Genomic DNA, 13949 nt, shown 5'->3' with positions numbered 1-13949 from the left:
CAGGCAGGCCCGCTGCACGGGGGGAGGGCTACACTAGCCCTCCCCTTTTTTGTGCACTGCCGGCCATGAAGAAGCTGTACCTCCTGCTGTTGGCCCTGTTCTGCCTTGCCGCCACCGGCTGCGACCAGGAATACCGCAACCACCGCGCCGAGCGCGGCAAGCCCAAGATCACCGTCAGCGACGGCATGGTCACCGTGCGCCGCGCGCCAGCGCCGAACATCATCGTGCTGCCCAACGGCCACATGAAGATCGACGAAATCGAGGTCCCGCTCAACGACAGCCAGCATGCGCTGCTGCAGCAGATGTTCGGCCAGCTGCAGGTGTTGCGCCAGAACACCCTCACCGACGCGCCCTACGACCCGGACAAACGCGCGGTGAAGATCCAGGTGCCGCCGGGCATGCAGCCGATCCCGCCGGACCTGGTCACGCGTGTTCCGCAGTTCAAGGATTACACCGAGACGTTCGACAATTTGATGGCGGATCGGCGGTAAGCGCCCACGTCCACGTCAAACGCAAAAGCTCTGGCCTGCAGGATTCTGCGCGCAGGGCCGGCGGGTGCGGGGGTACGGGGGGCGCCGTGAACCCCCCTCCGGGGCCCGGAGGGCGGTTTACGGCGTGTCCCGTAAGGGGCTGCCCGACGGCCGCCCCGCTCGCAGAGATGGAAACGCTGCTGTTAGCTGTAGCCTTTAGCTTTTAACCACCACCACCAGCATGAATGCCGCCAGCAGTAAGCGCCGCCGGATCCAGCAACCGGCGCAGCTCGGCTTCGCTCAAACCACTGTCTTCCTTGGCCACGTCCAGCACCGGGCGCTGCTCCTTGTAGGCGCGCTTGGCGATGGCCGCGGCCTTTTCGTAACCGATGATCGGATTCAACGCCGTCACCAGGATGGGATTGCGGCCCAGCGCTTCGCGTACCCGGTCCTCGCGCACCTTCAGCCCGACGATGGCCGTGTCGGCCAGCAGTCGCGAAATATTGGAGAGCAGGCCGATGCCATCCAGCAGGTTTGCCGCGATCAGCGGCAGCGTCACGTTCAACTGGAAGTTGCCCGTCTGCCCCGCCACCGTGATCGCCGTGTGGTGCCCGATCACCTGCGCGCACACCATCACCGTCGCTTCGGGAATCACCGGATTGACCTTGCCCGGCATGATCGAACTGCCTGGCTGCAGCGCCGGCAGCTCGATCTCGCCCAGGCCCGCCAGCGGACCGGCATTCATCCAGCGCAGGTCGTTGGCGATCTTGATCAGCGCCACCGCCAGCGCGTTGAGCTGGCCGGACAGCTCCACCGCATCGTCCTGCGCCGCCAGCCCCTCGAACTTGTTTTCCGCACTGTCAAAGCGCACCCCGGTCTGCTGCTTCAGGCGCTTGGCCACCCGCTCGCCAAAGCGCGGGTCGGCGTTGATGCCCGTGCCGATCGCCGTGCCGCCCAGTGGCAGCCGGCGCAGCCGCTTCAGACTGTCTTCCAGCCGCTCCTGCGCCGACGACAACTGCGCCGACCACGTACCGAATTCCTGCTCAAAGGTCAGCGGCATCGCATCCATCAAATGCGTGCGGCCAGTCTTGACCACCTTGCGCAGCGCGCGCCCGCGCTTGTCGATCGTTTTGCGCAGGTGCACCAGCGCCGGCAGCAGCTGTTCCTGCACGCCCAGCAACGCCGACACGCGCAGTGCCGTCGGGATCACATCGTTCGAACTCTGGCCCTGGTTGACGTGGTCGTTGGGGTGCACCGTGGTCTTGCCCGCCTTGCCCGCACGGTTGGCCAGCGTGGCGATCACCTCGTTGGCATTCATGTTCGACGAGGTACCCGACCCGGTCTGGTAGATGTCGATCGGGAAGTGCGCGTCGTGGCGGCCTTCAGCCACTTCACCGGCCGCGCTTTCAATCGCCTTGGCGATGTTCTTCGGCAGGTGGCCCAGCTCGGCGTTGACCGCAGCTGCGGCGCCTTTCACCAGACCCAGCGCGCGGATGAACCCGCGCGGCATGCGCTGGCCCGACACCGGGAAATTGTCCACCGCGCGCTGCGTCTGCGCGCCCCACAGCGCATCTGCAGGTACCTGCAGTTCGCCCATGCTGTCGTGCTCGGTCCTGAAACCCTTGCTCATTGCGTCACTCCGCGATTCTTTCAGTGGGGAAAGGGAACGGCGGCTGGCAACGGGCCTTCATTCCCTGGCTGGCGGCTGCGATCACGATACTCCCAAGCGGGAATGAATCCCAACGGCAGCACGCTTCGGCTAGACTCGAAATTCGTGTTCATTCAGGCATCACCACTTTCCATGGGCGACGACCCGCACTGTAGTCCCTCGCACGCCGCGTCCGCGGCCCGCTTTTCCGCCGTCACCTGCAGCGCGCTGCGCCGGGGCCGGCCATGATCGTCGGCAACCTGCTGCTCCTGCTGCTGGCCCTGTTCCTGGTCGTACTCAACGGCTTCTTCGTGGCCGCCGAGTTCGCCCTGGTCAAACTGCGCCACACCCAGGCCGTCGGCCTGGCCGCCAAGCACGGCTGGCGCGGCCGCCTGCTGCTCAACGTGCATTCGCACCTCGATGCCTACCTCTCGGCCTGCCAGCTCGGCATCACCCTGTCCTCGCTGGGCTTGGGCTGGGTCGGTGAACCGGCGTTCGCGCACCTGCTGCAGCCGCTGTTCGATGCGCTGGGCATGGGCCCGGAAGGCGCACGCCTGACCGCCTTCATCATCGCCTTCAGCCTGATCTCGTTCCTGCACATCGTGCTCGGCGAACTGGCGCCGAAGTCCATGGCGATCCGCCGCCCCGAAGCCATGTCGCTGTGGACCGCCGCGCCGCTGTACCTGTTCTACTGGGCCATGTTCCCGGCGATCTGGCTGCTCAACCACAGCGCCAACGCGCTGTTGCGGCTGGCCGGCTGGGGCGATGTGGAGCACACCTCGCACCGCTACTCACGCGAGGAACTCAAGCTCATCGTCGCGCGCCAGCAGCCCGGCGCCGACGCGCCCGACCAGGACCTGACCCTGATGAGCCACGCGCTGGAGCTGCCCGAGCTGGTGGCCGGCGACCTGATGCGCCCGCGCGAACACATGCGCGTGTTCCGCCAGGGCATGGGCCTGGCCGAGGTGATGGCCGAATTCGCCGAAAGCCGCTACAGCCGCTACCCGTGGTTCGACGTCGACGGCGAGGAAGTGCTGGGCATCCTGCACATGAAGGACCTGCTGGTGGAGATCGCCCGCGGCCATCCCACCGACGACCTGCGCGCCCTGCTCCGCCCGGCCAACCTGATCGCGCTGGAAACCCCGGTCACCGCCGTGCTCGAACGCTTCCGCACCGGCACCACGCACATGGCGCTGTGCGTGGAGGAACACGGCCGCATCCTGGGCTATTTCACCCTGGAAGACCTGCTGGAAGTGGTGGTGGGCGACATCGAGGACGAGTACCCGCACGTGGTCAAGGACGCCCCTACCCGCGGCGCCGACGGCACCCTGCTGGTGGCCGGCTCCACCTCCATCTTCCGGCTGGAGCGCCTGCTCGGCCGCGACCTGGCCGCCCCCGAGCACCTCAACTCGGTCGGCGGGCTGATCGTGCACCAGCTCCAGCGCCTGCCCGAGGAAGGCGAAGCGGTGCGCATCGACGGCCAGCTGTTCACCGTCAAGCGCATGGCCGGACACCGTATCCAGGCCGTGACCGTACGCCTGGCGCCCGAAGAGGCCGACGAGGACCCCGGCGCAGCGTAGAATGACGGCCCCCGCCGTCATTGCCCTGCGACCGCCATGTCCGAATTCGCCCTGCTCGCCCTGTCCCCGCTCGATGGCCGCTATGCCGGCAAGGTCGACGCGCTGCGTCCGATCTTCTCCGAATACGGCCTGATCAAGGCCCGCGTGAAGGTCGAAGTGGAGTGGCTGCTGGCCCTGGCCAACGAACCAGGCATTGCCGAGCTGGCGCCGTTCCCGGCCGCCGCGACCGCCCGCCTGCGCGCGCTGGCCGATGATTTCGCCCCGGCCCATGCCGCCCGGGTGAAGGAAATCGAGCGCACCACCAACCACGACGTCAAGGCCGTGGAGTACTTCATCAAGGAACAGCTCAAGGATGACGCCGAGCTGGCCCCGGCCCTGGAATTCGTGCATTTCGCCTGCACCAGCGAAGACATCAACAACCTCAGCTACGGCCTGATGCTGGAAGAGGCCCGCCGCACCGTGCTGCTGCCGTCGCTGGACGACATCGCCGCCCGCCTGCGCGCCCTGGCCCATGCCCAGGCCGAACAGCCCATGCTGTCGCGCACCCACGGCCAGACCGCCTCGCCCACCACCCTGGGCAAGGAAGTGGCCAACGTGGTCGCCCGCCTGGAGCGCCAGCGCCGCCAGATCGCTGCCGTCGAACTGACCGGCAAGATCAACGGCGCGGTCGGCAACTACAACGCCCACGCCATCGCCTACCCGGACGTGGACTGGCCGGCCTTCGCCAAGCGCTTCGTGGAAAGCCTGGGCCTGGTGTTCAACCCCTACACCACCCAGATCGAGCCGCACGACAACATCGCCGAGATCGGCGACGCCGCACGCCGCGCCAACATCATCCTGATCGACCTGGCCCGCGACATCTGGGGCTACATCTCGCTGGGTTACTTCAAGCAGAAGCTCAAGGAAGGCGAAGTCGGCTCCTCGACCATGCCGCACAAGGTCAACCCGATCGACTTCGAGAACGCCGAAGGCAACTTCGGCATCGCCAACGCCCTGTTCGAGCATTTCAGCGCCAAACTGCCGATCAGCCGCTGGCAGCGCGACCTGACCGACTCCACCGTGCTGCGCGCGGTGGGCACCGCCTTCGGCCACAGCCAGGTGGCGCTGGACTCGCTGGCCAAGGGCCTGGGCAAGCTGACCGTGAACCCCGAGCGCCTCAACGCCGACCTGGATGCGTCGTGGGAAGTGCTGGCCGAAGCCGTGCAGACCGTGATGCGCCGTTACGGCCTGCCCAACCCCTACGAACAGCTCAAGGCCCTGACCCGTGGCCAGGGCATCACCGCCGACTCCATGAAGGCCTTCGTCGAATCGCTGGACCTGCCGGAAGATGCGAAGCAGGGCCTGCGCGAGCTGACCCCAGGTGGGTATATCGGCCTGGCCGCCGATCTGGCCAAGGCGATCTGATCGCGTTGATCAGGCAGTGACCCCGGACGGGGCGCCGGAATATCCGGTGCCCCGTTTTTCGTTTGGCGCCGCGTGGGCCGACCAACGGTCGGCGCTACCGGGGGCACGCGCGACAGTGCGGCGCAGGTGCAGATCCTGTTCAACCAGCGGACAATGGCGAGACGAGCGCGCGCTTCGTCCGCTGCGCCAATCGCATTCCGTCTACACGCTTCAAGGATTCCCCCATGGCCATCCGCAAGACCAAAACCCCCGTCATCGAAGTCCAGGCCCGCCCCGGCCTGCCGCTGGGCATGCCCGCCGCCACCTTCCTGCGCGACTACTGGCAGAAGCGCCCGCTGCTGATCCGCGGCGCCTTCCCCGATTTTGAAACCCCGCTCCAGCCCGAAGACCTGGCCGGCCTGGCCTGCGAGGAAACCGCCCTCGCCCGCCTCATCACCCATGACCGCGCCACCGACGGCTGGACCGTGCGCAGCGGCCCGTTCCAGGAAGAAGAATTCCCCGGCATGCCCGACCACGACTGGACCCTGCTGGTCCAGGACGTGGACAAGTGGGACCCGGATGTACGCGCCCTGATCGGCCACTTCGACTTCCTGCCGCGCTGGCGCATGGACGATGTGATGATCAGCTTCGCCGCCACCGGCGGCTCGGTCGGCGCCCATGTCGACCAGTACGACGTGTTCCTGCTGCAGGCTTATGGACACCGCCGCTGGCAGATCGACGCCAGCGAATCCACCAAGGGCAAGCGCCCGCCGCTGGAATTCCGCGACGACGTCGAGCTCAAGCTGCTGCGCCGCTTCAAACCCACCCACGACTGGGTGCTCGAACCCGGCGACATGCTGTACCTGCCGCCCCAAGTGCCGCACAACGGCGTGGCCGAAGACCCCTGCCTGACCTTCTCCTTCGGCATGCGCGCCCCGGCCTCGGCCGAGCTGATCAGCGACTACCTGGACACCCTGATCATGGATGCCGACGAGGCCATCCGTTACCAGGACCCGGACCTGAAGGTGCCCGAAGACCCCAACGAAATCGATGCCGTGGCCATGGGCCGCGTGGTCCAGGCGCTCAACGCCATCCGCATGAACGACCCGGACCGTCTTGGCGACTGGTTCGGCCGCTTCATCACCACCTACCGCGCCGCCGGTGACGTGGTCGCCTCCGGCGAGGCCCTGCCCCGCGAAGAGATCGAAGCCGCCCTGGCCGAAGGCATCGAACTGGGCCGCCATCCCTGGGCCCGCCTGGCCTGGCGCCGGGCCAAGCGTGGCGCCAGCCTGTACTGCAGCGGCCTGGAATTTGCCCTGCCGGTGAAGGATGCCCAGGCCCTGGCCGCCGCCGAACAGGTCGGTGCCGGCCTGTACCAGAAGCTCTCGGCCAAGGGCCGCGACGCCCTGCATGAACTGGTGGCCGGCGGCTACTATCAGTTGCTCGACGGCGACGCATTCGACGACGAAGACGACTACGCCGACGAAGAGGTAGCCGAATACGAAATCATCGACGCCACCGAAACGGTCGACGTCGTCGAGGATGAAGACGTCGAAGCCAACGTGCACGAAGTGACCATCCACGAAGACGGCGTCGAAGTGATCGTTGATTTCGACGACACCGATGACAGCGACGACCCGGCCGTCGGCACCCCCGACGGCGGCGCCGGCTCCTGACATGGCAGGGCCCGGCATCCAGGTCGAGGTGGTCGATTACCCCGGCCACCGGGCCCTGCTGCACCAGGTCCGCCACACCGTGTTCGTCGACGAACAACGGGTGCCGGCCGAGCTGGAGATCGATGCACTGGATCCGCTCAGCGTGCACGTGCTGGCCCGCGACGCGCAGGGCCAGCCGATAGGCGCCGGCCGGTTGACCCCGGATGGCCGGATCGGGCGCATGGCGGTGCTGGCCAGCGTGCGCAGCCAGGGCGTGGGCGAACAGCTGCTGCTGGCCCTGGTCGACGCAGCCCGCCAGCGCGGCTGGCGCGAAATCACCCTGCACGCCCAGCTGCCGGCCCGTGCGTTCTACGCCCGCCAGGGCTTCCTGCCGCATGGCGCGCTGTTCGAGGAAGCCGGCATCGCCCACCAGCACATGCGCCGCGTGCTGGACGGGGCGGTGAACATCGACAACGCCGATGAGGCGGTGGCCATCACTACCGCCCTGGTCCACCGCGCCCGCCGCCAGCTGTGGATCCACAGCCGCGTGCTCGACCCAGGGCTGCTGGACGCCCCGCCGGTACTGGAGGCGCTGCGGCGCTTGGCCACGGCCCGCCACGACAAGCAGGTCAACCTGATCGTCCACGATGCCGCCGCCATCGCCCAGGCCGGTTCTCCCCTGCTCGGCCTGGTCCAACGCCTGCCCACGGCGTTCCGGGTACGCCAGGTCACCGACCCGATCGACCGTGCCCTGGCCTCGGCCTGCCTGCTCAACGATGCCGGCGACTACTACTTTCGTCTGAGCGGCCTGCGTTCCGACGGCGAAGCCGGGCTTTCGCTGCCGGCACGTTCGCGGCCGTTGCAGGACGGTTTGCAGCGCGTATGGGAACGTTCGCGCGATTGCAGCGAACTGCGCGCGCTCGGCCTCTAGCCCCTTTCCCGGTCCCGAACCTGTCTGGGAATGACACCACGGCCCCGCCGCAGGCCGTTCCGGTGCCCCTTCCTGTCTCGATGGGGGTACAATTTGGACCGTTAGATACCGCCCGTGCAGGGCTATTCATTTTCCCTGCCGGATCATCGAAGCCTTACCCCACAAGCGAATCCGACCCTCCATCGTGGACAATCAACTGAAGCAGTTTGCGCAGTCTTCGCAGCTCGCCGGCGGCAACGCCTCCTATATCGAGGATCTGTACGAGCAGTACCTCGTTTCTCCGGACAGTGTCGATCCCAAATGGAAGACCTACTTCGACGGCTTCAAGGGCCGCGAAGCCGGTGACATTCCGCACTCGGCCGTCATCGCCCATATCGCCGACGCCGCCAAAAACGCCGTCAAGGGCGGCGGCAACTCCGGTGCCGGCGACGAACGCGAACGCAATGTCGGTCGCCTGATCACGGCGTACCGGTCGCGCGGCCACCTGGATGCGCGCCTCGACCCGCTGGGCCTGGCCCAGGCCGTCAACTCGCCGGACCTCGGCCTGCCGTTCCACAGCCTGTCCGAAGGCGACCTCAACGCCGAGTTCAGCACCGGCGGTGTCGGTGGCCAGCCGCGCATGAAACTGCGCGACCTGTTCGAGCGCCTGAAGAAGACCTACACCGGCTCGATCGGTGCGGAATTCATGCACATCTCCGAGGTCGAGCAGCGCCAGTGGATCTACCAGCGCCTGGAACTGGCCGGTGGCAACTACAGCCTGGACGCCGCTACCCAGCGCCGCACGCTGGAGCGCCTGACCGCCGCCGAAGGCCTGGAACGCTACCTGCACACCAAGTACGTTGGCCAGAAGCGCTTCTCGCTGGAAGGCGGCGATTCGCTGATCCCGATGATGGACACCATCATCCGTGACGCCGGCAAGGATGGCGTCAAGGACGTGGTGGTGGGCATGGCCCACCGCGGCCGCCTCAACGTGCTGGTCAATACCCTGGGCAAGAACCCGCGCAAGCTGTTCGACGAATTCGAAGGCAAGTTCGAGCACGACGAGCACGCCTCGGCCGGCGATGTGAAGTACCACATGGGCTTCTCGGCCGACGTGGCCACCGACGGTGGCCCGGTCCACCTGGCGCTGGCGTTCAACCCGTCGCACCTGGAAATCGCCGACCCGGTCGTGGCCGGTTCCGTGCGTTCGCGCCAGGAGCGCCGCAAGGATACCGCGCGCAAGCAGGTCATGCCGATCCTGATCCACGGCGACGCGGCCTTCTCCGGCCAGGGCGTGGTCATGGAACTGTTCCAGATGTCGCAGGCCCGCGGCTTCGCCGTCGGTGGCACCGTGCACATCGTGGTGAACAACCAGGTCGGCTTCACCACCTCGAACCCGGAAGACACCCGCTCGACCCGTTATGCCACCGACGTGGCCAAGATGATCGCCGCGCCCGTGCTGCACGTGAACGGTGACGATCCCGAAGCGGTGGTGTTTGTTGCGAAGCTGGCCTTCGAGTTCCGCCAGAAGTTCGCCAAGGACGTGGTCATCGACCTGATGTGCTACCGCCGTTGGGGCCACAACGAGGCCGACGAGCCGGCCATCACCCAGCCGCTGATGTACCAGGTGATCCGCAAGCACCAGACCACCCGCGAGCTGTACGCCGCGCAGCTGGAACAGGCGGGCGTGATCGCCGTCGGTGCCGGCAAGGCGATGGTCGATGCCTACCGCGAGAAGCTGGACGCCGGTGAAGTCACCACCGAACTGGCCAAGGTCGAAAAGACCCCGCCGAGCAGCGCGCTGTTCGTCGATTGGCCCAAGCTGCTGGAAGGCAAGCTGTCCGATCCGGTCTCCACCAAGGTGGACCCGGCCAGGCTGAAGCAGCTGGCCAACCTGATCAACACCGTGCCGGCCGAAGTGGAACTGCATTCGCGCGTATCCAAGGTGTACGACGACCGCCGCAAGATGGCGGCCGGCGACATCCCGGGCGACTGGGGCTTTGCCGAAAACCTGGCCTACGCCACCCTGCTCGACGAAGGCCATGCACTGCGCCTGGTCGGCCAGGACGTGGGCCGCGGTACGTTCACCCACCGCCACGCGATCCTGCACGACCAGAAGACCGACAGCTACTACCTGCCGCTGCGGCAGCTGGTGGATTCGCCGGAAAAGGCCACCATCATCGATTCTCTGCTCAGCGAAGAAGCGGTGATGGCCTATGAGTACGGGTTCTCCACCACCGATCCCAACACCCTGTGCATCTGGGAAGGCCAGTTCGGCGATTTCGCCAACGGCGCCCAGGTGGTGATCGACCAGTTCATCGCTGCCGGCGAAGCCAAGTGGGGCCGTATCACCGGCCTGACCCTGCTGCTGCCGCACGGTTATGAAGGGCAAGGCCCGGAACACAGCTCGGCGCGCCTGGAGCGCTTCCTGCAGCTGTGCGCGCTGGAGAACATGCTGGTGGTGGTGCCCTCCACCCCGGCGCAGGCCTTCCACATGCTGCGTCGCCAGCTGCACCTGACCACCCGCAAGCCGCTGGTGGTGATGTCGCCCAAGTCGCTGCTGCGCCACAAGCTGGCCGTGTCGAGCCTGGACGAGCTGGCCAACGGCGAATTCCAGCACCTGATCGGCGATGCCAAGGCAGACGCGAAGAAGGTCAAGCGCGTGGTGCTGTGCTCGGGCAAGGTCTACTACGACCTGCTGGAAGACCAGACCAGGCGCGGCCAGGACGACGTGGCCATCATCCGCGTGGAACAGCTGTACCCGTTCCCGCGCGCGCTGCTGGCGGCCGAACTGAAGAAGTACGGCAAGGCCACCGACGTGGTGTGGACGCAGGAAGAACCGCAGAACCAGGGTGCGTGGTACCAGATCCGCCACCACCTGCAGTTCTGCCTGGCCGATGGCCAGAGCCTGCACTACGCCGGTCGCGCCCGTTCGGCCTCGCCGGCTGCCGGTCACATGGCCGACCACATCATCGAACAGCAGAAGCTGGTCGCCGATGCACTGGTCAACCCGTTCAACGACGCGGTCGCTGAATAACTTTCCCTCATTCCAGAAAAGACAAACCAGGAAGCCCCCGCATGGCCACCGAAGTCAAAGCCCCGGTACTGCCCGAATCCGTCGCCGACGGCACCATCGCCACCTGGCACAAGAAGGTCGGCGACGCCGTCAAGCGTGACGAAAACCTGCTCGACCTGGAAACCGACAAGGTCGTGCTGGAAGTGCCGTCGCCGGTTGATGGCGTGCTGAAGGAAATCAAGTTCGAGGTGGGTGCCACGGTGACCTCCAGCCAGGTCGTGGCGGTCATCGAGGAAGGCGCCGTCGCCGCGGCCCCGGCCCCGGCTGCTGAAGCCAAGCCGGCTGCTGCTCCGGCGGCTGCCGCTGCTCCGGCCGCCGCTGCCGCGCCGGCCCCGGCGTCGAAGTCCGCTGCCGATGCCCTGCCCCCGGGTGCGCGCTTCACCGCCATCACCGAAGGCGTGAACCCGGCTGATGTTGACGGCACCGGCCGTCGCGGCGCGGTGACCAAGGAAGACATCGTCAACTTCGCCCGCAACGGCGGCGCCGGCAAGGCCGGTGGCGCACGTCCGGAAGAACGCGTGCCGATGACCCGCATCCGCAAGCGCATCGCCGAGCGCCTGATGGAGTCCAAGAACTCCACCGCCATGCTGACCACCTTCAACGAAGTCGACCTGTCCAAGGTGTCGGCCGCGCGCAAGGACCTGCAGGACGAGTTCGTCAAGGCGCACGGCATCAAGCTGGGCTTCATGAGCTTCTTCGTGAAGGCCGCCGCCAACGCGCTGCAGCGCTTCCCGCTGGTCAACGCCTCGATCGACGGCGAAGACATCATCTACCACGGCTACTCGGACATCTCCATCGCGGTCTCGACCGAGAAGGGCCTGGTCACGCCGGTGCTGCGCAACGTCGAGCGCATGTCGTTCGCCGACATCGAAAAGACCATTGCCGACTACGCCAAGAAGGCCCGTGACGGCAAGCTGAGCCTGGAAGAACTGCAGGGCGGCACGTTCACCGTGACCAACGGCGGCACCTTCGGTTCGCTGCTGTCCACCCCGATCATCAACCCGCCGCAGAGCGCCATCCTGGGCATGCACGCCATCAAGGAGCGTCCGATCGCCCAGAACGGCCAGGTCGTGATCGCGCCGATGATGTACCTGGCGATGTCCTACGACCACCGCATCATCGATGGCAAGGATTCGGTGCAGTTCCTGGTGGACATCAAGAACCAGCTGGAAAACCCGGGCCGCATGCTGTTCGGCCTGTAAGACCTCCCGCCCCTCCGCGCCTGCGCGGAGGGGTTCTGGTAAAGCATCAAGGAATTTTCAATGGCTGAACAATTCGACGTTGTCGTCATCGGTGCCGGTCCGGCCGGCTATCACGCCGCCATCCGCGCCGCGCAGCTGGGTCTGAAGACCGCCTGCATCGACGCCGCCCTGGGCAAGGATGGCAAGCCGGCGCTCGGCGGTACCTGCCTGCGCGTGGGCTGCATTCCGTCCAAGGCGCTGCTGGACTCCTCGCGCCAGTTCTGGAACATGAGCCACATCTTTGGCGACCACGGCATCAGCTTCAAGGACGCCAAGATGGACGTCGAGGCGATGGTTGGCCGCAAGGACAAGATCGTCAAGCAGTTCACCGGCGGCATCGGCATGCTGTTCAAGGCCAACAAGGTCGCGCCGTACTACGGTTTCGGTGAACTGCAGCCGGGCAATGTGGTCAAGGTCACCCAGCACGACGGTTCGATCGTCGAGCTCAAGGGCACCAACGTGATCATCGCCGCCGGTTCGGACTCGATCGAACTGCCGTTTGCGAAGTTCGACGGCGAGACCATCGTCGACAACGTCGGCGGCCTGGACTTCACCGAAGTGCCGGCCCGCCTGGCGGTAATCGGCGCCGGCGTGATCGGTCTGGAACTGGGCAGCGTGTGGAAGCGCCTGGGTTCGGAAGTGACCATCCTGGAGGCGCTGCCGGACTTCCTGGCCGCCGCCGATGCCGAAGTGGCCAAGGTCGCCGCCAAGGAATTCAAGAAGCAGGGCCTGGACATCCGCCTGGGTGCCAAGGTCTCCAAGGCCGAGGTGACCGGCAAGGGCAAGAAGAAGGAAGTTGCCCTGACCTACACCGACGCCGAAGGCGAAAAGAGCCTGGTGGTGGACAAGCTGCTGGTGGCCGTGGGCCGCCGCGCCGCGACCAAGGGCCTGCTGGCCGAAGGTACCGGCGTCAAGATCAACGAGCGTGGCCAGATCGAAGTGGACGACCACTGCCACACCGGCGTCAACGGTGTGTGGGCGGTCGGCGACTGCGTGCGCGGCCCGATGCTGGCGCACAAGGGCTTCGAGGAAGGCATCGCGGTGGCCGAACTGATCGCGGGCCTGCCGGGCCACGTCAACTTCGACACCATTCCGTGGGTCATCTACACCGAGCCGGAGCTGGCCTGGGTGGGCAAGACCGAGCAGCAGCTGAAGGCCGAAGGCATTCCGTACAAGGCCGGCAGCTTCCCGTTCGCCGCCAACGGCCGTGCCGTGGCCATGATCGAGCCGTCCGGCTTCGTCAAGGTGCTGGCCCACGCTGAAACCGACCGCATCCTGGGCATGCACCTGGTCGGCGCCAACGTGTCCGAGCTGGTCCACGAAGGCGTGCTGACCATGGAGTTCAGTGGTTCGGCCGACGACCTGGCCCGCATCTGCCACGCCCACCCGTCCCTGTCGGAAGTCGTCCACGACGCCGCCATGGCCGTGAGCAAGCGCGCGATCCACAAGGCCAACTGACCGGCCTTGGCGTGATGCAACGAAAAACCCCGCCTCGGCGGGGTTTTTTTGTGGATCTTGCAACGTGCCGACCTGCGGTCGGCACAACAGCCGGGCAGAGCCCGGCACTATACGTAGAGCCGGGCTCTGCCCGGCTGCGTGTGAAATCACGCGGTCGCCGTCCTTCCGCCGCCCAGCAATCTGGCAGGCAACATCAACACCGCGCCCAGGAACGTGAACAGGGCCGAGAAGGTGATGCCGACCAGGCGGAACGGCAGGCTCAGCAGCCACACGAACGGCCAGGCCAGCAGGGCCAGGATCGCCAGCGGCCAGCACAGCACGAACAGCAGGCACCACACACCAAGCGCGAACAGGGTCTTCATGACGGGTCTCCGTTGGCGGCACCCTGCCGCCCTGGGACCACCATCGCGCCCTGGCCGGGCGCAGTGCAACGGGTTTGCGACGAAACCCGCCATACGGCGACGAAACTCGTAGCGCCGACCGTTGGCCGGCCCCGTGAACCCATCAGCACCGCCTGGGCCGGCCAAC

10 protein-coding genes are annotated in these 13949 nt (G+C 66.6%); 8 read left to right on the top strand and 2 right to left on the bottom strand.

Annotated elements, in window-relative coordinates:
• Positions 1-65 precede the first annotated feature (65 nt).
• Positions 66-491: a hypothetical protein gene (locus tag WIX41_RS15950; RefSeq protein WP_339449140.1), complete on the top strand. Its 426-nt coding sequence runs from the start codon at positions 66-68 to the stop codon at positions 489-491.
• Positions 492-693: 202 nt separating this feature from the next.
• Here the strand turns inward: WIX41_RS15950 and WIX41_RS15945 are convergent, their stop codons facing one another.
• Complete coding sequence (locus tag WIX41_RS15945) at positions 694-2100, bottom strand: class II fumarate hydratase (RefSeq protein WP_339449138.1); 1407 nt, start codon at positions 2098-2100, stop codon at positions 694-696.
• Positions 2101-2363: 263 nt separating this feature from the next.
• Between WIX41_RS15945 and WIX41_RS15940 the strand changes: the two genes are divergently transcribed.
• From WIX41_RS15940 to lpdA, 7 genes are all read left to right on the top strand, one after another.
• Positions 2364-3698 carry a hemolysin family protein gene (locus WIX41_RS15940; protein ID WP_339449136.1) on the top strand — a complete coding sequence of 445 codons (1335 nt, stop codon included), beginning with the start codon at positions 2364-2366 and terminating at the stop codon, positions 3696-3698.
• A 36-nt stretch (positions 3699-3734) separates the two neighbouring features.
• Positions 3735-5102, top strand: coding sequence for an adenylosuccinate lyase (gene purB / locus WIX41_RS15935; RefSeq protein ID WP_339449134.1), 1368 nt, complete (start codon positions 3735-3737; stop codon positions 5100-5102).
• Positions 5103-5326: 224 nt separating this feature from the next.
• Positions 5327-6757 (top strand): cupin domain-containing protein, encoded by a 1431-nt coding sequence (locus WIX41_RS15930; protein ID WP_339449132.1) that lies wholly within the window; start codon positions 5327-5329, stop codon positions 6755-6757.
• A gap of 1 nt (position 6758) precedes the next feature.
• Complete coding sequence (locus WIX41_RS15925) at positions 6759-7667, top strand: GNAT family N-acetyltransferase (RefSeq protein WP_339449130.1); 909 nt, start codon at positions 6759-6761, stop codon at positions 7665-7667.
• Between the two features lie 184 nt (positions 7668-7851).
• The gene (locus tag WIX41_RS15920) at positions 7852-10683 is read left to right on the top strand and encodes a 2-oxoglutarate dehydrogenase E1 component (protein WP_339449128.1); all 2832 of its coding nucleotides are present in this window, start codon (positions 7852-7854) and stop codon (positions 10681-10683) included.
• Positions 10684-10724: 41 nt separating this feature from the next.
• A complete protein-coding gene (sucB, locus tag WIX41_RS15915; protein WP_339449126.1) occupies positions 10725-11924 on the top strand; it encodes a dihydrolipoyllysine-residue succinyltransferase in 1200 nt (399 codons plus the stop codon).
• A 60-nt stretch (positions 11925-11984) separates the two neighbouring features.
• Positions 11985-13421 (top strand): dihydrolipoyl dehydrogenase, encoded by a 1437-nt coding sequence (gene lpdA, locus WIX41_RS15910; RefSeq protein WP_339449124.1) that lies wholly within the window; start codon positions 11985-11987, stop codon positions 13419-13421.
• Between the two features lie 146 nt (positions 13422-13567).
• On the opposite strand, the gene WIX41_RS15905 is transcribed toward lpdA, so the two are convergent.
• Complete coding sequence (locus tag WIX41_RS15905) at positions 13568-13783, bottom strand: hypothetical protein (RefSeq protein ID WP_339449122.1); 216 nt, start codon at positions 13781-13783, stop codon at positions 13568-13570.
• Positions 13784-13949: the final 166 nt, after the last annotated feature.

It is taken from the genome of Stenotrophomonas sp. AB1(2024) (genome assembly GCF_037482345.1).
In the GTDB taxonomy this organism is placed as follows: Bacteria; Pseudomonadota; Gammaproteobacteria; order Xanthomonadales; family Xanthomonadaceae; genus Stenotrophomonas.
The sequence above is the reverse complement of the archived record's forward strand: the minus strand, read 5'-3'. Positions and strand labels throughout refer to the sequence as shown.